Origin of the sequence: Phormidium sp. CCY1219 (assembly GCF_035615515.1) — a bacterium.
Lineage (GTDB): Bacteria > Cyanobacteriota > Cyanobacteriia > Cyanobacteriales > Laspinemataceae > CCY1219.
The window spans coordinates 1-23,415 of sequence record NZ_JAJENT010000258.1 but is presented as its reverse complement, the minus strand read 5'-3'; the positions used below and the strand labels follow the sequence as shown (position 1 = coordinate 23,415).

Below are 23,415 nucleotides of genomic sequence, written 5' to 3'. Positions count from 1 at the left end.
GAGCCGGATGAGGTGAAAGTCTCAAGTCCGGTTCTGAAGACGAGTAGTTCTGGTGACGGAATTGCTTAGTTTAACAGAACGAGCGGCGGAGGTGATTGGCGGGGATGGAGTGGCAGCTCCGTTAATGACGAGCGATCGCATCCGCAAGGATAGCAGCTTGGATCCAGCGCGGCAGCAGTTGGCTCAAAATCTGGTGGGTTTGCAAACCGAAAAGGAACGATTGCGGCAACAACTCAATTTGTTGGTGAAGCGAGAACGGGAACTGAGCGAGCAATTTAAAACCCTACCGAATAAGCAGAAAGAACTGGCGCGACTGGCGCAGCAGGTGCAGCTCCACCAAGGACTTTACAATAAGATGCAAGGAGCTTTAGCCGATGCAAAAGCGGCAGAAGCGGAAACAGTGAGCAGTTTGAACGTAGCAAACGAGCCATACGTGAGCAAAAATGAGGTAGAAGGGAATTCCCCGATTGTAGTATTTATCCTTGGCGGGATTGTCGGGATATTGGTGGGGAATGCCGTGATTTTCGTGCTGTCCTTGCTCGAAGGCAAGTGCTACACCAAAGAGGAAGTGCAGAATGCATTGCAGCAACAAGAGCTGCGAATTCTGGGCATTTTGCCCCAGGTGTATCCGTTTGAATTCGAGGAGGTTCGAGACCTGCCGGTGATTGTGGATCCCGATTCCCCCTATCTGGAGTTTTACGAGAAGTTCCGCACGAATCTGTTGCGGGTGGGAGAGAAGCCGCCCAAGGTGTTGTTGATGAGCAGTGTGGCACCGAAAGAGGGCAAGACGTTTTGTGCGTATAATTTAGCGATCGCCGCCGCCCGTGCGGGTAAGCGGACATTGCTGATCGAAACCGACCTGCGATCGCCCACAAAAGCTAGTGCCCTCAACGTCACCCTCGATCCGGAGACCCACCTCGAACCCCTGAGCTATTACGGGCAGCTCAACCAGTGCATTCGCCTCGTACCGGAAGTGGAAAATCTCTATATCGTCCCCAGTCCCGGCCCGGTGCGAAACAGCGCCGCCCTGCTCGAATCCTACGAAGTGCAACAACTCCTCAAAGATGCCCGGGTGCGCTTTGATATGGTCATCTTGGACTCCCCGGCATTAAATGTCTGTAACGATGCGTTCTTGCTCGAACCGTTCAGTGATGGCATGGTAATGGTCACGCGACCCCTGGTGACCGAACCGGGGATGTTAACCGAGTATGTGGAACCGCTGACGGAATCGGAAACGGTGCAACTGTTGGGTGCGGTGGTGAATGGAGCCGATATCCCGGTGCAGTTTCCCGAGATATCTGGGATGCAAGATTCCTTCAATCTTCCCCAAGCGTCGGACGCCCCTCGCCCCTCCCTGGAACCAACGGACGCCGCCCATCATGCCCAGTTGCCGACTCTACCCCGTCGGTAACTGCCTTCCAGTGGGTTTCCTTGTGGGTTAGCGCCGGGAACGGGAGGAAAATAGTCCGAGCAACGGACCTAGAATCGCTCCAAATACAAATCCCCCGGCGTGCGCCCAGTAGGCAATCCCACCATTTTCCATGCCGATATTGCTGGGTTGAGCCAAACCGGCAATCCCGTAAAAGGCTTGCTGCACAAACCAGAATCCGAGAAAGACAAAGGCGGGAAGGCGGACGAAGAAGCCATAGAAAATCGGAATCAGGGTGAGGATTTCGGCTTTGGGATAGCGGAGGATATAAGCGCCCATCACGCCGGCGATCGCTCCGGAAGCGCCCAAGGAGGGAATGCTCGAACTCATGGAAAAGCCCCACTGGGCTAATGCCGCTAATGCCCCACAGGCCAGGTAAAAAACCAGGTATTTTACATGCCCCAAGCAGTCTTCGACGTTATTGCCAAAAATCCATAAAAACAGCATATTCCCGCCGAGGTGCAACCAACCGCCGTGCAAAAATTGCGAGCTAAAGAGGGTAATCCATTCCGGTACCGGGTCGCCGACAGATTCCCCTTGCAAGCTGGCACTCAACTCTTGCGGCACCACCGCCCAGAGGTCAAAGAACCGATCCAACTGTCCTTGCTGCTGCACGAACAATTCGAGGAGAAAAATCGTGATGTTGACCACGATTAGGCCATAGGTCACGTATGGGGTGATTTGGGTTGGATTGTTATCGCGTAAGGGAACCAAGGATTTTATGCTTTTACACTATCCACACATTTTAGATCGAGTTGGGATTTGACGGGGGCGATGCAAATTTGATGTGGTTTTATCCCTCTCCGTCGCCTTGCAGGTGAAGGTTGAGATATATAGCACAAAAACTTGCTTTTTGTCCAAAATTGTAATAAATCTTTACTAAAATGGGGAGGTGATTAGAAAACCTCTCTGCAGAGTGCAGAGAGGTTAAAGATTCAGCACAGAATCGTTTTATGCCAGTGGATGGAGTAGGCTTTCAGTGGTGCGGTTGGCACACAGCTTCCATCTACCAGCCTTTTTCGGCTTGTTCGAGAACATAGGTAGCGACATCCTCGATTTGCTCGTCACTCAGACGACCGCTAAACATGGGCATGGCGCTTTTGCCGTTTTTCACCTGATAGGTAATGGCTTCGATAGAGTTCATGTTGTACTGCTCTAGGGCTTCTTTCTTCAGGGTTTTGTTCGCCATAATCACGTTACCGCCGCCCATGTGGCAAGCTGCACAGTTAGCGCTAAAAATTTGGGCACCTTTAGCAGCATCGCCAGCCAAAGCCGGAGGTGCAAAGGAAACCGCGAACAGGGCGATCGCTAACAGGACGATAGATAGCAGTTTCTTCAAAGTCGTTCTCCTCTACTCAACATTCGTAAGGTTTCGGTCAAACTGTATTTTATCCCGCTTCGTTCACACAAAACGCGATTTTCTTTCTCTCCAATCCCCAATCCTGGCATTGACTTCGGCAGGATTTTATGATACTTACCGCCTGAATCGAGACGGGGAAGGAGGATAGCGATCGCCCCCGAAGCAATTTCGGTGAGAATTCACAGGGGTGAGGCGATCGCCTCGGGAAAAGCCGGGGCCTGCTTGAGGAAAAGAGCCAGCCCTCAGCTCATCGGAACTCACAGAGCGGCAATTCTCCCGCAGACAGATGAGTGCATGACCCCGGCGAATCTTCTAGTGTGAAAACCCAACCCCCAGGTTTATGGGGCTTCCCCCAAGAAACAAGCACAATTGCCCGGTGGGATGAGGCAGTTAATCTAAAGAGGGAACTTCAAAAACACTTTTATGAATAATGTTTGTTGATTCTCTTAGACAAGCTATCGATGGTGAACCCATCACCACCACAGCGGATACTCCCTTGTCCGAAGCGATCGCGCTGATGAGTCGAGGGCGGTCTAGTTGCGTCTTGGTGGTCGATCGCCCGCCTTCCGGGGAAAATAAAACCTGTCGCCTGCTCGGGATTTGGACGGAACGGGATGTAGTTCGCCGGATTGCCTCGGCGAAGGAATTCCAGGGCGTGACGATTGGCGAAGTAATGACAACCAATGTCATCACCCTGCAAGACTCCCCCGGGGAAGAACGAGATATTGTCACTGCTCTGAGTTTGTTTCGTCAGCATCGCATTCGCCATCTGCCGGTACTCGACATGCAAGGTCAATTCTTAGGGATTATTACCCATCAAAGCATCCGTGGTGTCTTGAAGCCGATTGACTTTATGCGACTCAGACGAGTGATAGAAGTGATGAACCCGCGAGTTATTCACGCCCCCCGTCAGACGAGCGTACTTCACCTGGCTAAACTGATGGCACTCTATAACGTTAGCTGCGTGACGATCGCCGAACACCATAACAGTAAACTCCTCCCACCGTCTCAGAGTCCCTGGGGAGGATACTCGGCGGATAGCTGTCAGATCAAAGCCGTTAAACCGGTGGGCATTGTCACCGAACGGGATGTGGTGCAGTTTCGCAATTTAGAATTAGACCTGGAGGGGCTTTGTGCAGAAAAGGTAATGAGTACCCCTTTATTTCCGATTACCCCGGAAGCTTCCTTGTGGGAAGCGCATCAGCAGATGCAACGCCGACACGTGCAGCGCTTAGTGGTGACAGGTCCGGAAGGGGAACTAGCGGGGATTATCACCCAAACCAGCTTGCTGCAAGCATTAGATCCGATGGAGATGTATGCCGAGATTGAGGTCTTGCAACAACTGTTGCAACAGTCGGAATCGGAACGAGAGGCATTACTCAAGCAGCTTATCGCGCGCAATAAACTGCTGGAATCTCTGGCGCTAACCGATGCTCTCACCGGGTTGCCGAACCGACGGGCAATGGAGCAAGCAATGCCGCAAATGTTGCCACAGCCTGACGAGGTGGAGGAGGAGCGGTGGGAAGGCTATGTCTGCGTGTTTGCCATCGATGTGGATTATTTTAAGCGGGTTAACGATACCTACGGGCATTCCACGGGGGATTTAGTTTTGAAAGAAATAGCGGCTCGTTTACAAGAGACGGCTCGCTCGAATAGTTGGTTTTATCGCTATGGCGGGGAGGAATTTGTCTGCATTACCCCGGGAATCAGTCCGCAAACGGCGAGGGAGTACGGCGAATCGTTGAGAAGGGCGATCGCCTACAAACCCTTCAAAACCAGCGATCGTGTAGCAATTCCCGTGACGATTAGCATTGGCTGTGCGATCGCCAATCTTGCCAAGCAAAAAACTCAGCCCGACGAACAACTGCTCGACCCCCTGGTATTACTGGATCTGGCCGATCGCGCGTTATACCAAGCCAAAGGCGAGGGGCGCAATTGCCTGCGGATAGCACAGATAGCCGACAATTGCGCTCCTGACTCCCAGCCTCCTTTAGAATCTTTCGCTTAAAAAAACCGCTGATGGCTCTTTAATTCTTTTCAGGCTTGCATTGTCTATAAATCGAACTGTTGCGTTCCCCATCCCGGAGCTTTTTGAGCGGCTCTGAGAATAAACGCAGCCAGTTTGTTCACCTTCGCTCTCGGCATCCAACTGGAGGGAACTTCACGACACCAATAGGTTTCGTAGTTCCCGTCATAACTCATCGGATGGCGCAGATAGTCCACGATGCCATCCACCGTATCCCGGGGGGGCGTCGCTCCTTTGAGGTCTGCTAAAGACAGAGACACGCTCGGATCGGGTAAAGTTGAGCCGCCCACGTGACAATTGATGCAGTTTTCTTTAAACAACTGTTTCCCTTCATAAAGCTCTTGGGGAGAAAACATCTGGGTTTCTCCTTGCTGATTCATCGTTAAGGGAACCGGCTCTGACGCTTTTAAATATTGGGTGATGTATCGGTCTTCCACGGAGTCAGCTTGCGCGGGTAAAACGATGCTCATCAACCCAAAGCAGGTTACGAGTACCGTCACCAAACAGCGAAGCAGAAATTTTCGAGGCAGCATTAATCGTATATCCTTACTTTTTTTTATGTTCGATTGGGTGGGGGAAAGCTAGGCAATCGAATCGGACATCCGCTCGAGTCTTGTTCTCAGGGGGCAAGAGGCTTGCCCGGTTTCGAGCTGAGGCTCTCGGATCCAGTCTACCGCGAAGCCGATCGCGCGGCGATGGGTAATGGGTAATCAGCAATAGATCGAAGGAGGGCGCGAGTGCAAGCCACTCAACGCTCCAACGATCCATTACCTATTACCCATTACCTGACGAGGTGTCAGCTTGTCGCGTCAGTGGGTACGGATGCGACGGCACGGAGCTGGGGGAAAGCTTGCACCTGTGGTGCAAGATGATTAGCGATAGACTTTACCGCCACCCCATTGATTGCCCATAATCTTGGGTTGGAGGAGGATGTATCCGGCGATCGCGAACAGGTCATCCTCGGTCAGATTTCTCATTTCCGGGAAAATATCCGCGCTCTTGATGCTGGGGTGTAACTCAGAAATGTCAAACTCCCCATCATAAGTGGTGGGACTTTTCATGTAATCGATTAACCCTTCAATGCTATCTCGACGGGGAGTCGCTAAAGCCAACTCTTCCGGACCTAGACCTACGTTGGGATTGGTTTTGGTGATCCCGCCGGCATGACATTGGCTGCAAGTGTCAATAAACAAGCGTTTGCCTTGTTCTAGTTCTTTCACGCTCAGTACCACCATGTCTCCCTTGTCATTCAAGGGAAGGGTGCGGGTGGTTTCATCGAGTTCGACTGCAGCAGCACTCCCGACAAGTATTTGAATCGTGAAGAATACAGTGGCTACAACTAGCCAGATGCATCTTTTCAGCATGGTTTTCCTCAAAAAAGCAGATTTGGTATGACAACTCAACACAGCGAGGGCGAAATCTCCCCTCGGCATGACTCAGTATAAAGCTTGCTGAGGGCGAATCTTCCTGCTGGATGAGCTTTCGTGCGCGCCACTGGGAGCCGATCGCGGTGGCAATACCACGAACCCGAGGGCGGATAGGGCGATCGCCACCCCCCCGGTTTGGGGACGCTCGGATCCCATCGGCGATCGCCAATGGAGCGCACTGACCTGTTGCACGCCAATCATTATCGGTTGCTTTGCGAAAGCCCGCATCTGCGCGAGTCTTGCCGCTCAATTTGGCCAGGTATCGCTTAGGTTGACCCAGACTCGGAACTCTCGGTCCTGTGGGCGATAATTTGGCTGATAATTGCCTTGGCATCCTCTAAGGGCAGAGGCGTTTGGGGGCTTTTGTAGGCAATGGAGAGCCTTACGCACAACTGCAACACCTCCTCAACCGGGAGATGGTAGTCTTCGGCGATTTGCTCGATTGACAAGTCAGCAAAACCCATAATGATTGTCTGCTTTAGGTCAAGATTTAGCCATTTTCAATATCACTATCATGCCACTGCATGGCACTTTCTAAAAATCCCAATTTATCTTGGCGGTTTGCCTCGGCTGATAATTGCGATCGCGCGCTGCTGTTTTGGGCTTTTTTCCCCGGTTTCACCTGCGCTTTCCTTGACAAAGGCCGCTACAATTCGATGCAAATTAGGTATTTTTTACCTTTGACTTTTGCCCGGTTTTATGCTTTTCCAGGGTGCTGCGCGATCGCTTCGGTTGCAATGGAAGAAGCGATCGCGTCGGGCTTTTTATTCCCCTTCATTCTAGAGCGGTGGAACTGAGTTGCATATCGGCTAAGGGCATCCGGTGGGCGAGGGGAGATTGGGGCTGATGCAGGCAAATAAGCTGCGCTAAGGTTTTCTTAAGCTGGGTGCGCGGCACGATCGCATCGACGAATCCATGATCGAGCAAGTCTTCCGCTGATTGAAAATTCTCCGGTAGCTTTTCTCGCAGGGTTTGCTCGATCACTCGACGCCCCGCAAACCCAATGGTGGCTTTCGGTTCGGCTAAAATAATATCCCCTAACATGGCAAAGGATGCGGTGACGCCGCCTGTGGTGGGATGGGTGAGGATGGGTACGTAAAGCAGTTTCTCTTCTCGATGTCGCTCTAGTGCCCCGGAGATTTTTGCCATTTGCATTAAGCTGAGCATCCCTTCTTGCATTCTGGCTCCGCCGGAGGCACAGACGATCGCCAGGGGCAATCTTTCTCGGGTGGCTCTTTCTACCAAACGGGTGAGTTTTTCGCCAACGACGGATCCCATGCTGCCGCCCATGAACTGAAAGTCCATCACGCCTAGGGCAATGGGTAAGCCGTCGAGTTTCCCTAATCCGGTTTTTACGGCGTCGATACTGCCGGTTTTTTCTTGGTATTCGCGCAGGCGATCGCTGTAGGCTTTGCGATCGCGAAATTTTAGGGCATCCATCGGCTGTAGGCGATCGTCGATGGGGATCCAGGTGTCGCTATCGATGAGCTGTTTGATGCGTTCGCTACTGCTGACTCGCATGTGCTCGCCACATTCCAGACATACCATTTGATTTGCCTGGAGGTCTTTCGTATAGGTCAATACGCCACAAGCTACGCATTTTGTCCACAACCCATCGGCTATCTCCCGCTCTTGCCGCTCTCGGCTAATCGGACCTGATTTCCGGCGATTTGCAAACCAATCAAATAGAGACATGAAAACGCTTTATTCCTCTTTATTTAGCTAATGAACATCTAGGTAATTTTTCTAAGGGGGAGCAAATTTTTGCCGCTCGATGCTCTCGGCGATCGCGCTTTTATTTATCGCTTCGGATCCTCACCAGGCTCTTCCCCTGGTTCTGACTCTTTGGGGCTGAGTAGGAGCAGTGCCGTCCATTTGTCTTCTGGTCGAACTTGCAGGGCTGTTGGACTCCCGGTGCCTAAGTACGATGCAATTCCCAAATCTACAATCCGACTCGGGATTTGATGCGCCTCGAGCACTTGTTGCATCAACTCAGCTTCCCAGCGATGGCTGGTTGTTTTCAGTGCAATCCAGGTCACAGTTCAATAATCTTACCAAATAGCCGCTCGATCGAGGATGGGACAACCCCCCTCTGGACAAAGTTTACATCCGATGGTGAAGTTCTCTTTTCTTTGCTCGTCTATCCCCTCTCTCTGGGGCGCGATCGCTTCTCCCCCCCCTTTCTTTTGGATCCCTCGGTGCAAGTCACAGGGCCGGCGATCGCCCCTGTCTACCTTTTCGTCTAAATCCCTCTCCCTCAATCCCCAACCTTGCCTACAATAATTAATGATGCACAAGGCGATTGTCTCTTTCAATACTCCAATACCAGGACACCCCCATGCCAAGAACACAACGCAACGATAACTTTATCGACAAAACTTTTACGGTGGTGGCAGATATCATTTTGAAGATTCTGCCCACCAACCAACAAGCTAAAGAAGCTTTCGCCTACTACCGCGATGGTATGGCGGCTCAGTCTGATGGCGAATACGCTGAAGCTCTGGATAACTATACGGAGGCTCTGCGTCTGGAAGACGATCCCAACGATCGCAGCTACATTTTCTATAATGTCGCCCTGATCCATACCAGTAACGGCGAGCATGACAAAGCTCTGGAAAATTACAACAATGCCCTGGAACTCAACCCGCGCATGCCTCAAGCCCTCAATAATATCGCTGTGATTTACCACTACCAAGGCGAGAAAGCAAAGGAGGCGGGTAAGCTTGAAGAGGCAGAAGCGTTCTACGATCGCGCCGCCGACTACTGGAAGCAAGCTATCCGCCTCGCGCCCAATAACTATATTGAGGCTCAAAACTGGCTGAAAACTACCGGGCGCTCTCAGATGGATGTATTTTTCTAGCGCTTTTGCTCGCTTCCGTTTTTCCTCCGCTTCTGTAGCTGTCTGATTCACCCAACATTCATTCCTATGATTGACCGAGAACAAGTTCGCAAAGTCGCTCATCTGGCTCGTCTGGACCTAACTGAAGAAGAAGAAGAAAAGTTCACCAGTCAGTTAGATGACATTTTGGAGTATTTCGAGCAACTCAGCGAATTGGATACTGAAAATGTCAAACCCACAACCCGGGCGATCGATGTCAGTAATGTGACTCGCCCCGATCGCCTCGAACCTTTCCGCGATCGCGAGGCAATTCTCAATGCTGCCCCCGATCGCGAGGATGACTTTTTTAAGGTTCCTCAAATTCTCCAAGACTCAGAGTAGTCCTCGATCCCCTACTCGGGGTGCCGTAGCTTCTGCACCCCGAGTCCCCTGGCACAACATTGCTGATTTGACATTTTTATCGAAATTCTTTCACCCATAGAAAATCTCTAACTTTCACCCTTTCCTCTAATCTCCTCTTTTTCACTTTATGACTACATTTTTAAACAGTTATATTTGTAGGCGAGGCTTTGCTATATTGTCAATTTGTTACAGGTTATTTGTAAAAAGGGATCCCTACCAGGGGCGATCGTCATCTTGACAGACACTCAAAAAGGCGGGGGATTGAAATCGCGCCGAGGCACAGGCAAAGCGCGAAGGGGCGACAGCGCTATAGTCCGCCTAAGCGGACTTTTTTTAGCTTGATTCCTTTTTACACTATATATAAAAACCGTAGTGTTTACACAAAGTATTTGTCGGTTAAAGTTAAAGCAGTAGAATCGCAAAAACATCAGATGATTCCGTTTATATAAAACTTAAGTGATTTGAAGATACAACCTCCTTTTCCTTCAATTGAAAACCTCAAAATTCACTCAGTTAAAAGGTTTTAATTGAGGGGAAAAAATAGGTTGAGATAGGCGGATAAAATCGCTTCACCCCAAAGGGCGGTAATGGCAGCACCCAGGGCGAGAAACGGACCAAAGGGCATCGGTTTGCTGCGCTCTAACCAACCTGCAGCGATCGCGCTACCGCCGACAAAAGCACCGACAGCGCAAGCAATAAATCCTGCCAACAACAAGTATTTCCAGCCCAACCAGGCCCCCATCATGGCGGCGAGTTTGGCATCTCCTGCGCCCATCGCGGTTTTGCCGAAAACAATGGAACCGACAAAGGCGATCGTCTCTAACAGCCAGATGCCGATAACCGCACCGACAATGCCCATCATCAGGCGATCGCTAATCCCGGAGAGTTGCTGGGTGGTGGCCCATCCCAGAAGCGCCTGAAACCCCAACCCCACCACCAGACCCGACTGGGTAAGCGGGTTGGGCAAGGTCATGGTATCCAAATCAATAATCGACAGGGCCAACAACCAGCTAAATAAGACCCAATACCCCACCATTTGCAAGGGGGTTGCATAGGTGAAAAACAAGACGAAGACGAATAAAAGGCCGGTGATGGCTTCTACAATGGGGTAGCGCGGGGAAATCGGACTTTTGCAGTGGGCGCAGCGTCCGCGCAACCTTATCCACCCGAAGACGGGGACATTTTCGGTTTTGCCGAGTCGATGCAAGCAATGGGGGCAGCGAGAGGGAGGCCACAACAAGGATAATCCTGCCGGGATCCGATACACCACCACATTGAGAAAACTGCCGATCGAGGCACCCAAGGCAAACGCCAGAAATATAGCAGCAACAGCAAAAATCAGATCCATGTTTGCGGGTTTGGTGTAGAGCTTCGATAGGGGGGAACGGGGGTTAGTGGGGAGACTCTGGCAAGGGTTGCGATCGCCTCAATAACCTTGCAATGTTTTGGTGATTTACCCAGTTTCTTTCCCGGCGTCCACTGCACTTTACTGAGAGTTAACAGGCAATAGGCCAGAGAAGAGATGAGCGCGTACGCGAGAAAGGCGACAAAAGCGATCGCCGTTTTTTTTAATAGAGTCCCGATTCAATGCGATCGAAAGGTACAAAGCATTCGGTGAGCAACAATGCAGGTTTTTTGCGAAAAATGAGTTGTCCGCGATGGGTAAAGCGATCGATAGCGACGCCGAGAGGGCGCTGCATCCCATCGGGATGAACTTCCTTGTAAGTACGATAGATTTGCCGCGCCGCTCTAAGCACAGTGGGATCGAGCAACGTCGGAGACTCTACAGTGGTTTCTTCTTGCCATTGCGGTGCAGCGTACATGACCACGCAACCCTATTGATTAGTATGGGATAGCTCCCATAGTAGGAGCATTTGATATCGATCTTGGTTACGATTGTAGTCTACCATTTATCAAACTGGAGTCCAGCCCCGGCAAAAACATCTACCTAAAGAAAGATTTCCGGTTTTGGTTGACCCATTTAATTATTAGGGGTTTGACCCCTCATCCTGTCTCCGTGCTACCTCGGGTTTCCGGTACAGAGTCAGTGCTGAAAATGCGTTCCTCGGTTGAGGAGCAATTTTTCACTTCCCCCATTGAGGGGCAACGAATAAACTGAGGCGGTTGTGCTGTAGAGGGAAACTATGCGCCAGACCAATATGTGGGGGGCAGAATTACTGTTTGCCCACCTCGGCATTAATTTGGATGAAGGGGCGCGCGTAAATTTTCCATTTTACCGCAGGAAGTGGGTCAGCATCGGCATAATACCAACCGCCGCAAGTCCAGTTCTGGTGGGAGTGCATTGGCGTTAGCGCCGCCATGCCCATAGAGGTTCCTAGGGTCGCTGAGTGCAGGGTAGGGCGATCGGCTGCCCTATCTCGAAAGCTACCGTAGCCCAACTAAATGGCTAACAGCTTATCACTTCACGATAGAATAACATCTGCCACCATATACGACTTACCTGTGGGGAGGCAGATGCGCGGGGAAGACGTTTCCAGCATGTGCTGGAAACCACTGAGCGACGAATTATCACTTTTTTAGGGTAATGTTTTAAGTCGGTTTTTAACCGACTTGAGCTATTAGGCGGGGAACTAATTCCCCGCCTGGTTATCGGCGGCCAAATGGCAGTTTATTTTAACTTAAATTCATCAAACTTTATCGCGGGGGCGGCGGGTTTTCTTAGGTCGAACCGATAGCTGCTGACCACACCAGTAGCGGTATCGAAAATACTAAACGCCGAAATATCATTGCTGGCAAGATAGGGCAGAGTGTTGCCCGTTTCATCTACCAAAGGTACCAGGGTGGGAACCACGGGGTCTAAGGCATTTGGATCGCCAGTGGCCACATATTCTTCTCGATAATTTTTCGGCACTTCGCGCTTTTTATCCTGCCAATATGCGCCGTAAGTATTCCCCACATTAGAAGATTCTAAAAAGTGCATTCCAGAGGGACTGACGAAGCGATTCCACAGATGAGAATGGCCGAAAAAGACTAATTGCACGCCAGCAGATTCTAGCAGCGGAACCACATCGCGAATGATGTAATCTTGTGCTGGGGGATATTCATACCGCACGCTAATCCGCCCGATCGCATCTTGCTCTAAGCGCTGCACCGGATTTGTATAGGGGGGGACTACATTGCCGCCCAAGGAATGGGGCGGATGATGAAACATGACGATTTTGTATTTCGCTTGCTTGAATTCGGCACTATTCAATTCTCTTTCGAGCCACTGATATTGCTCGCTTCCTTTGGCAATCGGCTCAAAAATATGCTGTCCGAATCCCCATTTTTCCGGGTTATCCACATCTTGTTGGCGTTCGCGATATCGTCCTTTGCGGTTCGGACTGAGACTGGGCGATCGCCAAATATTGGTCACGTAAAGCACCACCAATCTCACATCCCCGAAAGTAATGGCATAGTAATTTTCATTTCCGCCATTATTCGGCAAGGTAAAAATCTCGTTAAACGTAATTGTATTAAACGAATTGTCAATCAGCCAGCGATCGCGCAGTACAGGCGACCCTTCCGGATTGATTTCCGCTGCTTTTTCCCGATAAAGGCGATCGGCAATCTCCCGAGGAAACGCATCTGCAAACTGCTCGTTTAAGTCTTTTTCCATCGAAAAGCGACCCATCACCTCGTGATTGCCGGTTGCCGGAAATAGGGGTACATGTTGAATAATTTCGCCCCCGGTATAAACCTCGGTTTGCCCATTTTTTTCCAACGTATAATGAGCGCGACCCTGAAGTACCGGGAAAAACGCACCGCCGCGATTATCGTCAAACCATTCCGAAGCGCGATCGGGAATATTCTGCAAATCCCCCGCCAGGAAAACCGCATCCAAGCGCCCCATTGTTTCTTCTACTTTTTGTAAATTTGCAGCCGTCATCGGCATTAACTGATGATCCGAAGTGAGCAAAATTTTAAGCTGAGTATTCGGTTGCGGTTTGGGGGCCAAAGTAAACACATTGCTGCTCACTTCCCGACTTTGTGCATCCACACTGGTGACTCGATAGGAAACCCGCACCCCCGGGGTCAACCCAGTGACTTTCGCCTCATGTCGCCAGATATCGCGCATCGTCGGCGTTTGGTAAATCTCGCCATCTTCAGTTTGGGTTCCCACCCGCGATCGCCGATCTTCCCGGGTGCGACTGAGTTTAGTCGTCGTGGCACCCACCACCTGTTGCAAATCTTCCCCATAAGCAACAGTATGCTGGATCCCGGGAAACTCGGTGAACCATACCACCCGCACCGAGTCTTCCGTGGGGAGTTGCAAAAATGGATCGCTGAGAAGCTGAGGTTTGAATAGCATAGGAGTCCAGATCGGGATCGAAAGCGTCAGCAAGAGAGAAAGAACGAATAAAACGATCGCAAACCACAGGTGGCGCGGAGTCCCTTCCGGGGGTTCCATCGCCTCAAACAGAGGGGTCAGCATAAAGGTAAGAAACGGTAAGATGCACAGTTGCCATCGGCGCGATCGGGGATTGATTCGATTGGCACCCACTACACCCTTCCTGGTGATTCCCCGTCCAACCAATCGCCGAGAGCCTCAATAATTGTAACGGCTGGTGCGCCTTTTTTAATTTAAAGTTTAGATAAAGGATGACCCTGCCCTCAGAACCGAGGGAACCCCATTTGCGCCACGTTCTCAAATCGATAGAGATTCCTGAACTGAAAGACAAAGCTTTGACCCTTCCCGATTGTTCTCCGGTTCACCTGAAGGGGAAAGATTGTCGAGCCATTGTCATTGGAATTCAATCGGTCATGTTGGATAAAAATCGCGAGCAAGCGTTAGAATTTATCGAAAAAATCGAGGCAGAGAATCCCGACGTTTCTGCCTATGAGATTGCCAACAAACTGCGCCGCTATACCCGACGGTCTTATAACGATATTCGATTTGCGATCGCCACCTTATCGCCGACAAAATTTATCAATCGCGCCTTAGATATGCCCGTGAGCTTCAGCGATCGCGAAATCGACTTTGCCCATTTTATTGCGGCCCTGTGCGATCGCATTACCTTACCCGGACTGGCTGGTTCGGTGAATTTTACCACAGCCTGGACCGCCAAACATACCTCCTGGACTGGCGATTTAGGCCAAGCCATTTGGGATTATCAACAGGGTAAATTTTCCACCGTAGAGCGCGCCTTGCAAGCGGACGCTTCACCGCCGGATTTAGCGGCCAATATCGGCGCATTTATTGTCGGCGACTACTTGAATAAAGGTGCGATTTATCGCCGCTATCGGTTTACCTCATCACCGGATGAGTTAACCTTGTCTGCGGTAATTCGGGAGTTTGATTCGATTCGCTATCCCGAACAGGTGCGTGCCTTTCTCTGTGAAGAGTTAGGCGGGCGAATTGATATCGATACCCTGCTCAATCCCGCAGAAGTAGAAGCCAAGATTCGCCGAGGGATTGCCCTGTTTTTAGCCTTTGTCAACCTGCACCAGTTGGGCAAGCAGATAAAAAATCTGGAAAATTATGCGGCAGAACTCTTGACAAAAAATGAAACTTGTGGTAAAGAATATTTGACCGCATCGGTGTATTTTTTGCAATACATCATTGACCAAGGGGAGATAAATGCGGTGGAATTTCGACCTTGGGGGAATCCATTTTTGCCCGGGGGGTTTCCCGGAGGGGAGGCAGGGGAAACCGTGCGGATTGAAAAAAGTATCGGCAGAGAGTTGACGGGGGAGGGATGAAGCGTCAACACTAATAACGAAAAGTAGACGGAATTGCGATCGAGGCAATATGAGTCAGTTTTTGTTCGTGTCAGATTTAGACAATACCTATGTTGGCGACGATGAAGCCTTAGGGAAATTGCAGCAGCAGCTAGAGCAGCAGCGGCAAGAACACGGAAGCAAAATCGTGTATTCCACCGGGCGATCGCCGCAACTGTACAAACAGCTTCAAGAAGAAAAGCAGCTCATCACCCCAGATGCGCTGGTGACTTCTGTGGGCACCGAAATCTATATCGACAGTAGCGACAGCTACGATACCGAATGGGCCGAGATTCTCTCCAAAGGGTGGGACCGAGAGCAGGTGGTGGCCACCGCCGGACATTTTTCCGACTTAGTGCCCCAACCCGACTCCGAACAGCGCCCGTTTAAAGCCAGTTATTTCCTTTCGGAAGAAGCGGCGCAAGAGTTGTTACCGCGACTGGAATCGGCGCTCAAAGAGCGGGATTTAGAGGTGAAGGTGATTTACAGTGGGTCGCAAGACTTGGATATCCTGCCCAATGGCGGGAATAAAGGGAAGGCGATGCAATTTTTAGCCAAACGCTACGGAATGCCACCCGAACGGACTGTTGCCTGTGGGGATTCGGGGAATGACATCGCCTTGTTTGCGGTAGGCGATGAGCGGGGCATCATCGTAGGCAATGCCAAGCCCGAATTGAGAGAATGGTACGATCGCAACAAATCCGAGAGTCTTTATATGGCTCGATCTGCCTGTGCGGCGGGGATTCTGGAAGGCTTGAAGCACTTTGGGTTTATCGAGGGAAGTGCTTGAGATAAACGGTTGGCGAGAATGAGCAGTAGGCTGGGCTGTGTCGGTCCAGCCTACTGCTAGCTCAGGGGGGAGAAGGATAAGGAATCCCGAACAGAGGGGGAGTGAATGATTGGGTATCTGAAAGGCACGGTAGCAGGGGTGGTGAAAAACACGGGCAACCGTGTTTTTCTCAGCTTAGAGGTGAATCAAGTGGGGTATGACTTGCAAATTGTGCCGCGCATGGTGCAGCAGCTACCGGCGATCGGGGAAAGCGTGCAAGTGTTTACCCATTTACAGGTTCGCGAAGACCAGATGGTGTTGTATGGTTTTAGTAGTTATGCCGAGCGGGATTTGTTTCGGCAGTTGATAGGGGTGAGTGGGATTGGGAGCCAGTTAGCGATCGCCTTGTTGGATACCTTAGAGATGTCCGAGTTAGTGCAAGCGATCGTCCGGGAGAACACCCGCTTGCTCGCCAAAGCCCCAGGGGTCGGGAAAAAAACTGCCGAACGGATTTGTTTGGAATTGCGAACCAAACTTGCCGAGTGGCGAAAGCAGGTGGGGTTGAGTCCCAGTGTGGCGGCGGGATTAAAACCTGCCGTGCAAGAAGATGTGGAAATGACCCTGTTGGCGTTGGGATATACCAGCAGCGAGGTGATGCAGGCATTATCGGCCCTGAGCGAACAAGCTGACGCCAGTACAGAGATGCCCGTGGAGGAGTGGATCCGGCGAGCGATCGCCAGCCTATCTGAGCCTTAAAAATTAAGAATGAAGAAAAGCACAAGGACTCAATTGCCGAGGTTCGATTGTCAAGATTCCCTGCCCTTTGGCGAGTCGAAGTCATAACCCGGTTGGCGGGTAAGTCTGCCCCAGGGTTTGCCCGGGTGCTGGCCAACATCGGCAATAATTGGAAAACCGAAGCGAGATATCTGTTTTCAAGCCAGAGTTTCTATGTTAAGATTGTCAATTGCTGCATTTGAGAATTTAGTCAAAAATAGATGGCACTGACGCAACAGGATAAACACCAGATCATTAACGAGTATCAAGTTCACGAAACCGACACCGGATCGGCAGACGTGCAAGTAGCCATGCTCACCGAGCGGATTAGCCGACTGAGCAACCACCTGAAAAGCAACAAAAAAGACCATGCCTCCAGACGGGGGTTGCTGAAAATGATCGGTCAGCGCAAGCGGTTACTGGGGTATATTTCTGCTAACAACCCACACCACTATCGCGAGTTGATTACGCGCCTTGGCATCCGTGGATAGAAGATAGGAAAACTCATGTCACCCGAACCCCAACGCACGCGCTTACCCTTTGAACCGGGTAAACGAAAAAAACAGACCAAAAAACAACCCAACTCCCAGACATCAGCGACGAGCGCCCCTGGCAAACAGGAGAGCGCCAAGGGGGGAATGTCCAAAGAACAGCGGACAATTCCCGAAGTCGTCAGTCGTCGCATGGTGACTCGGATGGCCTTGTTATGTGGAGTCCCCACCGGTTTAGGGATGGCCACATTTGTGGCCAGCTACTTCATCGTCATGCAAGAATGGTTTCCCCTGCCTCATATTGCCGTGGTGTTCGTCAGCATGGGCTTTTTTGGTCTGGGAGTTGTGGGGCTAAGCTACGGCATCCTTTCGGCATCTTGGGATGAGAAGACCCCAGGCAGCGTACTGGGCTGGAGCGAGTTTACCACCAATTTCGGACGGATGACCGAAGCGTGGCGAGCGTCAAAACAAAATAGCCAGTAAGCGGCGAAAGGCATGCTTGCCCAGAAAAATCGAAAAAAAAAGCGATCGAAAATGCTTCAGCGCCATCCAGAGAAGCACGCCAAACCCTTGCTGAGGGCACAGAGCACCACGCCGAGGGAGCGAGCGACCCAACGGCTCCTTTTAGGCAATTTGGCCCTTAACGAAGCTGAGATAAAGTACGCTAAGGGCTGACAAACTTTATTGACAACCAAACAAGCCGGGTAATTTTGCCATGATTATTGTGATGAAAGTCGGCGCTCCAGAAGAGGAGATAGACCGCCTGACCGAAGAACTCACCAGCACTTGGAATTTGACTCCCGAGAAAATTGTGGGTCGGTACAAGACGGTGATCGGACTGGTGGGGGATACTGCGGATCTAGATATCCTGCAATTGCAGGAAATGAGTTCTTGGATCGAGCAAGTCCTGCGAGTCGAGCAGCCGTTTAAGCGAGTCAGTCGAGAATTTCGCCACGGAGAAGCATCGGAAGTGGTGGTGGACACCCCAAGCGGGCCGGTGCCATTTGGGGAACATCATCCCTTGGTGACGATCGCCGGACCTTGCTCGGTGGAAAACGAGGAGATGATTGTCGAGACCGCGATGCGCGTGAAAGCCTCCGGGGCGAAATTCTTGCGGGGTGGTGCATTTAAGCCGCGCACCTCGCCCTATTCGTTCCAAGGACATGGCGAAAGTGCGTTAGGATTGCTGGCAAAGGCACGGGAAGCGAGCGGTCTGGGAATTATTACCGAATTGATGGATGCCGCCGACTTGGATGCGTTAGCAGAAGTGGCGGATGTGATTCAAATCGGGGCGAGAAATATGCAGAATTTCGCCTTGTTGAAGAAAGTGGGGGCACAGGATAAGCCGATTTTGCTGAAGCGAGGGATGTCAGCGACGATTGAAGAGTGGCTGATGGCTGCCGAGTATTTGCTCGCGGCGGGGAATGCGAAAGTGATTCTGTGCGAGCGCGGGATCCGCACCTACGATCGCCAGTACACGCGAAATACCTTGGATTTGTCCGTGATTCCGGTATTGCGATCGCTCACCCACCTGCCGATTACCATCGACCCGAGTCACGGAACCGGGTGGGCTGACTTGGTGCCTTCAATGGCAAAAGCCGCGATCGCCGCCGGAACCGATGCCCTGATGATTGAGGTTCACCCGACGCCGAAGAAAGCCCTGTCTGACGGTCCGCAATCCCTGACCCCGGAACGATTCGATCGGTTAATGAACGAAGAACTGGCGGTTATCGGCAAAGCGATCGGTCGCTGGCCCTCAGAAGAACCCGCCGCCGTGTTGGCATAATGCCACAACAGAATCGTTCAAACCGAATAATCTATCCGCTGATTAAAGGCAAAAGTAAATTTTTACTTTTGCTTTTTTTTTCGGGGAAGTTGAGCTATTCGGATTCGTGATTGAGCTTGCGAAATGCAGCAAGCTGTTCGTCCACTTTGCGAATTAACTGGTTGAGAGCCGGGATCGCTTCTAATTTACCCGAGAGCGTCGGATTATCTTCCGCGCGATCGCGCAGTTCGTCCACCTTGCGCTGTAGCTGTAGAGCCAGACGCAGGGCATCGCGACTTAATTCAGCAAGCTGCTGCTGCTTGTAAAACTCGAGCGCTGCGCCGCGCAACACTTGAAGCGTGGCGCGTTCTCCATGCACTCCCGGCATCACCCGCAAACGCAATAACACCTCAGAATTTTGATAGAGACGTTCTATTTCCATTTGCTTGGGTTTTTGCACGGGGATTAACGGCAAGCGAACCAGGAGTTTGAGTTCGTCGAGGGTGCCGATAAAAAGGGAGAGTTCCACCGCTTCGAGGACCGATTGCACCACCCCATCCTTACTCCAGAGAATCCGACCCGATTGAGATTGGCGCTCAAAATACAAGCGTCCGATGCCGCTATCTAAGATGCGCTCGAGCAATTCTTGCAAGAGTTGTTTGGGGGGTAACTGGGTTAATGCTGCACTCGGTTGGTTAGTATGGGAAGCATTCACCTGTAAAATCGGGAGAGCTTCTTCATTGCTTTCCAGGGAGTCCGGTGCGTTAGGGGCATGTGGCGGTCTGGTTCCGCCGCGACGCTGTGCATGGGGCGAAGGAATTAACTTACCTTGAGAATCGATCGTCAAAGCCGTGGATGAATTTGCGCCACTGGTAGAGGAACCCGGGCGATCGCCCCGATTCCCTTTATGCAGCGCCGTGCCGGAATTTTTTTGACCCGTGTGGGTGTAGTTCAAATAAGCCGAGAGAATGGAGCGCAGAATCTCCGGTGAAATCTGTTCGGGTACGACAGAGCATCGCATGTAGCCGAGAATTTTCCGAACGTATTCTAAAGCACCGGCATCTTCTGGATCGACCATCCCCAGATGAAGGCGGCTACCGTGGATAGCCAAAGGCAACACTTCATGGTAGAGGCAGGCTTCAAACGAAAGCAGCTTGTCAATTAATTGAAATATCTGCTCGGAATCCATGTGGGCTGCCCAATCGATGGTGGTTTTGGATTGCATTGGCTTCTTGGTGGGCATGAATGCTCCTCCACCTGCTAGGCGAGGTGGTAGTGTCTTGATTAGAAGGGCTTATCCCTCCCCACAGCCGGCATTCTCGCCGCGTTCTGGGAACTTTAGCCCAGCAACACCCCCCAGTCGTTTCCGCTATGGGGCGTGTAGTGAAACTTTGACCGGGACTGCGACCTGTATGAACCGACTCTCTAGGATTTACAGGGTGTTGCTCCATCTATTGAGAGGTCGTGTTTCCGGGTAGCTCGGAATCGGTGATGCGCCCTTTACCGTACCGATCGAGATGAAATGATTGTACCACAACCCTGTTGGTGAGGAGGCTCCTCATCACCTTGCGCGATCGCCAACCTGCTACGCGAGAAAAGGAGAGTGGGGCGAATCTTGTTCGATCGGCCTACTCGAATCAGGGGAAACTCATCCGCCGATCGCCTGCATTATATCATTTTGAACCCGGGGCGGGCAAGGGATCGAGGAAAGCCCGAGACAGCGGGTGACAAGGGAGGGATAACTCGGTTCTAGCGATTGCGGAAAGACTGAGCGGCTAAATACAGTTGAGTCCACTCGCCGAACGCTTGAGAAGGTTTGAGATGAATCACCTCAGCGATTTGCGCGAGAGATTGACCCGCTTTGAGCTGGGTTAAAAGTTCGCGTTGAGTGGGGGTGAGGCTGTCGCAAAATTGCTCCCACTGGGTGGGAGTCAAACCCAAACCATGTTGTTGCAAGCTCGTTTGCAGCCAGCTTGTGACCAATTCTGGTTTGATTTTGAGGGTAAAGACGCGAATTGCGTGATAGCTGACTTTTTCGCGCAGACGATAGACTTGTTTGACGGGTAAATTGAGTTTTTTGGCAATTTCATCTTGAGAGCGCCCTTGCAGATATAGCCGCAGCCACTGCGCCGCCGTTGGATCCACATTTTTTTCTAGATAGGTTTCAAACTCCCGTTGCACCGCTTGACGCAGCAATTGTTGTTCTTCCCAAGCCCGCGCGTCTTTCGCGTTGGCGATCGCGCGCGCATCCAACAGACTTACCGTTCCTTCGCTTTCATCCGAGCTAATTTCGTCCGAGACGAGGCGAATTAATTCTGCTTCCGGGACTTGAGTCAACCCCGCACGCTGAGAGCGGCGCAGGTAGTTAAAAAAGCGATACGCCAGCAGGGGTTGATTGCGAACCGGGCGCAGACAGTATTCTTCCAGACTAGCGAGCAACAGGGCATTTCGCAGCCCTCGGTTGTGGCTACATTGCCCGAGCCAGGCGATTTGCTGCTGCATGTAGCGATCTCGCTCGCAGAGTTCTTGGATGACTTCTTGCACCACATCCACCACCGTGCGCTGGCGATCGCGACTCAGGGCCACCCAGGTTTTGATTTTATTGCGAAGCAAGACCAATGAAGACAGACGGCGGATCAAGTTGCGGTACGCTCGCTCTGGCGGGATTCCCAGATAGCGAGGGCGTAAAATCCGATAGCGATAGTCCATCGCCTGTTCGGCAATTTTTAACTGTTGCGCCGAAAGGGTCTCAAACCCCTCCGGATTTTCCCCTAACAGCCACATCACGATGCTCTCATGGGTGCTGCTTGGGTGTTCTGGGCAATCTTGCAATAGTCGCGATCGCCACTCGGAAGCCAGTTTGTCTGCTAACCTCATTAACCCTTACTCCTCACAACAGATTGTTAACCACACTCCTCCCCGATTCTAAGCGCATTCCTATTGATGCGGGTGTGCTTCCCCCCAGAACCACTCACCCCAAACCCCCTCGCATCGGTAAAATTCTCCTCCTGCTTCCTGTTGTCCCACGCGCCAAAATCCGCTCCCCCTGCCTTCACTTCTCTAAAAAATTTTACTATTATACCCTTTTATTTGCCAGGGCGCAACAGAGAAAACCTGTAAATGTTTTTTAACATTCATTAAAATATTGTAGATTTTACTGACAAAATAGAGACATTTTTGGGGAAAAATAAAGTATTTTTGGTCTGAAAAATCACCAGCCAACTTGCATTTTTGCTGTAGGAAGAAAAAATTTTTAAATGGGGGAACAAAGGCTCGGGAACAGTGGTCGATGCTCCCTAAGGGGATTTAAAGTGACTTGAGTGACAATAAACTTGGGCCCCTTTACACTCTCTATTCACCACTATCCGGCAACCCACCGGAGATTTCCTAAAAAAATAGTGCAATCGGAATTTAAGGGTAATTTTAGGAGGAAATTTTTTAATGCGGTGGCGAGTCCCTAGCAAATTAAATCCTCAGAAAACCATTTGCGAGGGAACCAGATGAGTTCGCGCGATCGCTACAGTCAGTCAATTTAATCAAGTAGCGCTTGTGGAATTTCCACCGAATAAAAGCCTGGGTCTCAATATTTAAGCCCTATCCCAGTGAAGCGAGGGAAAACCTTCCCGCTCTTCCATCACCAATAAACCATTGATTAACACTCACTCGAGGAGATTAAAGATGAATCCCGAAGACATGATTGACGAAACAGGAACCGTTACCGAACAAACCACCGAAGAGCCGCAAGAGACCACTACCGTAACCGAAGCCCCCGCAGAAGAGCAGCAAGACACGGCCCAACCATTAACCGTCGAACTGACCAATTTTACCGGGGATAACGCGCAAGCCAAGCTGTTACTAGAACAAACCGACACAGGCATTCAGGTTAACGTCGTCGATGTTACTCCTCAAGCAGATATCCGAGGCGTTTTCCTCAATATTGCCGACGATTCTCTACTCGGTGGTTTGACCGTCAATGGCTCCGACGTCACCAATTCCGCGATCGGATCGGCCAACCAAGGAAATCTCAGCGGCGATGCAAACGTGACGCCCAGTTCCTTTGAAGTCGGCGTAGAAATTGGCACCCAAGGGATGGGCGCAGATGACATTTCATCCACCAGCTTTACCCTTTCCCACGCCTCCGAAACCTTGAAGTTAGAATCATTTCTCAGTCAAAATTTTGGACTGCGCTTAACCAGCGTTGGAGAAGAAAATCGCTCCGGAAGTAGCAAACTCGAAGGAATAGCTCCCGCCAGCTTAACCCCTGAAGTGACCGAAGAAGAAAGCGAAACCGCTGAAGAAGAGACGGTCATGGAAGCAGAAATGACCGAAGAAGAAAGCGAAACCGCTGAAGAAGAGACGGTCATGGAAGAAGAAATGACCGAAGAAGAGAGCGAAACCGCTGAAGAAGAGAC

Annotated in this window: 26 protein-coding genes; 11 read left to right on the top strand and 15 right to left on the bottom strand. The window is 51.1% G+C overall.

What is annotated here, in order from left to right:
* Positions 1-52 precede the first annotated feature (52 nt).
* A complete protein-coding gene (locus LKK83_RS03065; RefSeq protein WP_324629356.1) occupies positions 53-1,411 on the top strand; it encodes a polysaccharide biosynthesis tyrosine autokinase in 1,359 nt (452 codons plus the stop codon).
* Between the two features lie 27 nt (positions 1,412-1,438).
* Here the strand turns inward: LKK83_RS03065 and LKK83_RS03060 are convergent, their stop codons facing one another.
* On the bottom strand, positions 1,439-2,143 hold the full coding sequence (locus tag LKK83_RS03060; RefSeq protein WP_324629355.1) for a rhomboid family intramembrane serine protease: 705 nt from the start codon (positions 2,141-2,143) through the stop codon (positions 1,439-1,441).
* A gap of 292 nt (positions 2,144-2,435) precedes the next feature.
* Positions 2,436-2,768: a cytochrome c6 PetJ gene (gene petJ, locus LKK83_RS03055; protein ID WP_324629354.1), complete on the bottom strand. Its 333-nt coding sequence runs from the start codon at positions 2,766-2,768 to the stop codon at positions 2,436-2,438.
* Positions 2,769-3,219: 451 nt separating this feature from the next.
* Here petJ and LKK83_RS03050 point away from each other — a divergent pair, with 451 nt between their 5' ends.
* Positions 3,220-4,797 carry a diguanylate cyclase gene (locus tag LKK83_RS03050; protein ID WP_324629353.1) on the top strand — a complete coding sequence of 526 codons (1,578 nt, stop codon included), beginning with the start codon at positions 3,220-3,222 and terminating at the stop codon, positions 4,795-4,797.
* 44 nt (positions 4,798-4,841) lie between these two features.
* Here LKK83_RS03050 and psbV2 read toward each other — a convergent pair whose 3' ends face one another.
* From psbV2 to LKK83_RS03015, 7 genes are all read right to left on the bottom strand, one after another.
* Positions 4,842-5,348: a photosystem II cytochrome PsbV2 gene (psbV2, locus tag LKK83_RS03045; protein ID WP_324629352.1), complete on the bottom strand. Its 507-nt coding sequence runs from the start codon at positions 5,346-5,348 to the stop codon at positions 4,842-4,844.
* 339 nt (positions 5,349-5,687) lie between these two features.
* Positions 5,688-6,179 (bottom strand): photosystem II cytochrome c-550, encoded by a 492-nt coding sequence (gene psbV, locus LKK83_RS03040; RefSeq protein WP_324629351.1) that lies wholly within the window; start codon positions 6,177-6,179, stop codon positions 5,688-5,690.
* 72 nt (positions 6,180-6,251) lie between these two features.
* A complete protein-coding gene (locus LKK83_RS03035; protein ID WP_324629350.1) occupies positions 6,252-6,470 on the bottom strand; it encodes a hypothetical protein in 219 nt (72 codons plus the stop codon).
* A gap of 38 nt (positions 6,471-6,508) precedes the next feature.
* Positions 6,509-6,706: a translation initiation factor IF-2 gene (locus LKK83_RS03030; protein ID WP_324629348.1), complete on the bottom strand. Its 198-nt coding sequence runs from the start codon at positions 6,704-6,706 to the stop codon at positions 6,509-6,511.
* Between the two features lie 26 nt (positions 6,707-6,732).
* Entirely contained in the window at positions 6,733-6,864 is a 132-nt protein-coding gene (locus tag LKK83_RS03025; RefSeq protein WP_324629347.1) for a hypothetical protein, read from the bottom strand.
* Between the two features lie 152 nt (positions 6,865-7,016).
* A complete protein-coding gene (gene accD / locus LKK83_RS03020) occupies positions 7,017-7,937 on the bottom strand; it encodes an acetyl-CoA carboxylase, carboxyltransferase subunit beta (protein ID WP_324629345.1) in 921 nt (306 codons plus the stop codon).
* Between the two features lie 104 nt (positions 7,938-8,041).
* Positions 8,042-8,281, bottom strand: a complete 240-nt coding sequence (locus LKK83_RS03015) for a hypothetical protein (protein ID WP_324629343.1) — start codon at positions 8,279-8,281, stop codon at positions 8,042-8,044.
* A gap of 299 nt (positions 8,282-8,580) precedes the next feature.
* Here LKK83_RS03015 and LKK83_RS03010 point away from each other — a divergent pair, with 299 nt between their 5' ends.
* Entirely contained in the window at positions 8,581-9,102 is a 522-nt protein-coding gene (locus LKK83_RS03010) for a photosystem I assembly protein Ycf3 (RefSeq protein ID WP_324629341.1), read from the top strand.
* 66 nt (positions 9,103-9,168) lie between these two features.
* Positions 9,169-9,462, top strand: a complete 294-nt coding sequence (gatC, locus tag LKK83_RS03005) for an Asp-tRNA(Asn)/Glu-tRNA(Gln) amidotransferase subunit GatC (protein ID WP_324629340.1) — start codon at positions 9,169-9,171, stop codon at positions 9,460-9,462.
* Between the two features lie 544 nt (positions 9,463-10,006).
* On the opposite strand, the gene LKK83_RS03000 is transcribed toward gatC, so the two are convergent.
* From LKK83_RS03000 to LKK83_RS02985, 4 genes are all read right to left on the bottom strand, one after another.
* Positions 10,007-10,831 (bottom strand): prepilin peptidase, encoded by an 825-nt coding sequence (locus LKK83_RS03000; protein ID WP_324629339.1) that lies wholly within the window; start codon positions 10,829-10,831, stop codon positions 10,007-10,009.
* A gap of 220 nt (positions 10,832-11,051) precedes the next feature.
* Positions 11,052-11,306, bottom strand: coding sequence for a hypothetical protein (locus LKK83_RS02995; RefSeq protein ID WP_324629338.1), 255 nt, complete (start codon positions 11,304-11,306; stop codon positions 11,052-11,054).
* A gap of 351 nt (positions 11,307-11,657) precedes the next feature.
* Positions 11,658-11,786: a hypothetical protein gene (locus tag LKK83_RS02990; RefSeq protein WP_324629337.1), complete on the bottom strand. Its 129-nt coding sequence runs from the start codon at positions 11,784-11,786 to the stop codon at positions 11,658-11,660.
* A gap of 326 nt (positions 11,787-12,112) precedes the next feature.
* Complete coding sequence (locus LKK83_RS02985) at positions 12,113-13,918, bottom strand: metallophosphoesterase (protein WP_442957269.1); 1,806 nt, start codon at positions 13,916-13,918, stop codon at positions 12,113-12,115.
* 167 nt (positions 13,919-14,085) lie between these two features.
* Between LKK83_RS02985 and LKK83_RS02980 the strand changes: the two genes are divergently transcribed.
* From LKK83_RS02980 to aroF, 6 genes are all read left to right on the top strand, one after another.
* Positions 14,086-15,186 carry a hypothetical protein gene (locus tag LKK83_RS02980; protein ID WP_324629335.1) on the top strand — a complete coding sequence of 367 codons (1,101 nt, stop codon included), beginning with the start codon at positions 14,086-14,088 and terminating at the stop codon, positions 15,184-15,186.
* A gap of 49 nt (positions 15,187-15,235) precedes the next feature.
* Positions 15,236-15,994, top strand: a complete 759-nt coding sequence (locus tag LKK83_RS02975) for a sucrose-phosphate phosphatase (protein ID WP_324629333.1) — start codon at positions 15,236-15,238, stop codon at positions 15,992-15,994.
* A gap of 105 nt (positions 15,995-16,099) precedes the next feature.
* The gene (gene ruvA, locus LKK83_RS02970) at positions 16,100-16,729 is read left to right on the top strand and encodes a Holliday junction branch migration protein RuvA (RefSeq protein ID WP_324629332.1); all 630 of its coding nucleotides are present in this window, start codon (positions 16,100-16,102) and stop codon (positions 16,727-16,729) included.
* 239 nt (positions 16,730-16,968) lie between these two features.
* Positions 16,969-17,238 (top strand): 30S ribosomal protein S15, encoded by a 270-nt coding sequence (gene rpsO, locus LKK83_RS02965; RefSeq protein ID WP_324629331.1) that lies wholly within the window; start codon positions 16,969-16,971, stop codon positions 17,236-17,238.
* Between the two features lie 15 nt (positions 17,239-17,253).
* Positions 17,254-17,721: a PAM68 family protein gene (locus tag LKK83_RS02960; protein ID WP_324629329.1), complete on the top strand. Its 468-nt coding sequence runs from the start codon at positions 17,254-17,256 to the stop codon at positions 17,719-17,721.
* A 232-nt stretch (positions 17,722-17,953) separates the two neighbouring features.
* Positions 17,954-19,024: a 3-deoxy-7-phosphoheptulonate synthase gene (gene aroF / locus LKK83_RS02955; RefSeq protein WP_324629327.1), complete on the top strand. Its 1,071-nt coding sequence runs from the start codon at positions 17,954-17,956 to the stop codon at positions 19,022-19,024.
* A 94-nt stretch (positions 19,025-19,118) separates the two neighbouring features.
* Here aroF and LKK83_RS02950 read toward each other — a convergent pair whose 3' ends face one another.
* Positions 19,119-20,246 carry an ATPase, T2SS/T4P/T4SS family gene (locus LKK83_RS02950; protein ID WP_324629325.1) on the bottom strand — a complete coding sequence of 376 codons (1,128 nt, stop codon included), beginning with the start codon at positions 20,244-20,246 and terminating at the stop codon, positions 19,119-19,121.
* A gap of 506 nt (positions 20,247-20,752) precedes the next feature.
* Complete coding sequence (locus LKK83_RS02945; RefSeq protein WP_324629323.1) at positions 20,753-21,880, bottom strand: HetZ-related protein 2; 1,128 nt, start codon at positions 21,878-21,880, stop codon at positions 20,753-20,755.
* A gap of 801 nt (positions 21,881-22,681) precedes the next feature.
* On the opposite strand from LKK83_RS02945, the gene LKK83_RS02940 reads away from it, so the two are divergent.
* Positions 22,682-23,415: hypothetical protein (locus LKK83_RS02940; protein ID WP_324629322.1), on the top strand; the 734-nt coding region annotated here is incomplete at its 3' end.

What these genes read in the sequence shown, in the direction of transcription:
- LKK83_RS03050 (WP_324629353.1), top strand. Translation starts at nt 3,220, where the DNA reads ATGTTTGTTGATTCTCTTAGACAAGCTATCGATGGTGAACCCATCACC.
- psbV2 (WP_324629352.1), bottom strand. Translation starts at nt 5,348, where the DNA reads ATGCTGCCTCGAAAATTTCTGCTTCGCTGTTTGGTGACGGTACTCGTA.
- psbV (WP_324629351.1), bottom strand. Translation starts at nt 6,179, where the DNA reads ATGCTGAAAAGATGCATCTGGCTAGTTGTAGCCACTGTATTCTTCACG.
- LKK83_RS03035 (WP_324629350.1), bottom strand. Translation starts at nt 6,470, where the DNA reads ATGCGGGCTTTCGCAAAGCAACCGATAATGATTGGCGTGCAACAGGTC.
- LKK83_RS03030 (WP_324629348.1), bottom strand. Translation starts at nt 6,706, where the DNA reads ATGGGTTTTGCTGACTTGTCAATCGAGCAAATCGCCGAAGACTACCAT.
- accD (WP_324629345.1), bottom strand. Translation starts at nt 7,937, where the DNA reads ATGTCTCTATTTGATTGGTTTGCAAATCGCCGGAAATCAGGTCCGATT.
- LKK83_RS03010 (WP_324629341.1), top strand. Translation starts at nt 8,581, where the DNA reads ATGCCAAGAACACAACGCAACGATAACTTTATCGACAAAACTTTTACG.
- gatC (WP_324629340.1), top strand. Translation starts at nt 9,169, where the DNA reads ATGATTGACCGAGAACAAGTTCGCAAAGTCGCTCATCTGGCTCGTCTG.
- LKK83_RS03000 (WP_324629339.1), bottom strand. Translation starts at nt 10,831, where the DNA reads ATGGATCTGATTTTTGCTGTTGCTGCTATATTTCTGGCGTTTGCCTTG.
- LKK83_RS02995 (WP_324629338.1), bottom strand. Translation starts at nt 11,306, where the DNA reads ATGTACGCTGCACCGCAATGGCAAGAAGAAACCACTGTAGAGTCTCCG.
- LKK83_RS02990 (WP_324629337.1), bottom strand. Translation starts at nt 11,786, where the DNA reads ATGCACTCCCACCAGAACTGGACTTGCGGCGGTTGGTATTATGCCGAT.
- LKK83_RS02985 (WP_442957269.1), bottom strand. Translation starts at nt 13,918, where the DNA reads ATGCTGACCCCTCTGTTTGAGGCGATGGAACCCCCGGAAGGGACTCCG.
- LKK83_RS02980 (WP_324629335.1), top strand. Translation starts at nt 14,086, where the DNA reads ATGACCCTGCCCTCAGAACCGAGGGAACCCCATTTGCGCCACGTTCTC.
- LKK83_RS02975 (WP_324629333.1), top strand. Translation starts at nt 15,236, where the DNA reads ATGAGTCAGTTTTTGTTCGTGTCAGATTTAGACAATACCTATGTTGGC.
- ruvA (WP_324629332.1), top strand. Translation starts at nt 16,100, where the DNA reads ATGATTGGGTATCTGAAAGGCACGGTAGCAGGGGTGGTGAAAAACACG.
- rpsO (WP_324629331.1), top strand. Translation starts at nt 16,969, where the DNA reads ATGGCACTGACGCAACAGGATAAACACCAGATCATTAACGAGTATCAA.
- LKK83_RS02960 (WP_324629329.1), top strand. Translation starts at nt 17,254, where the DNA reads ATGTCACCCGAACCCCAACGCACGCGCTTACCCTTTGAACCGGGTAAA.
- aroF (WP_324629327.1), top strand. Translation starts at nt 17,954, where the DNA reads ATGATTATTGTGATGAAAGTCGGCGCTCCAGAAGAGGAGATAGACCGC.
- LKK83_RS02950 (WP_324629325.1), bottom strand. Translation starts at nt 20,246, where the DNA reads ATGCCCACCAAGAAGCCAATGCAATCCAAAACCACCATCGATTGGGCA.
- LKK83_RS02945 (WP_324629323.1), bottom strand. Translation starts at nt 21,880, where the DNA reads ATGAGGTTAGCAGACAAACTGGCTTCCGAGTGGCGATCGCGACTATTG.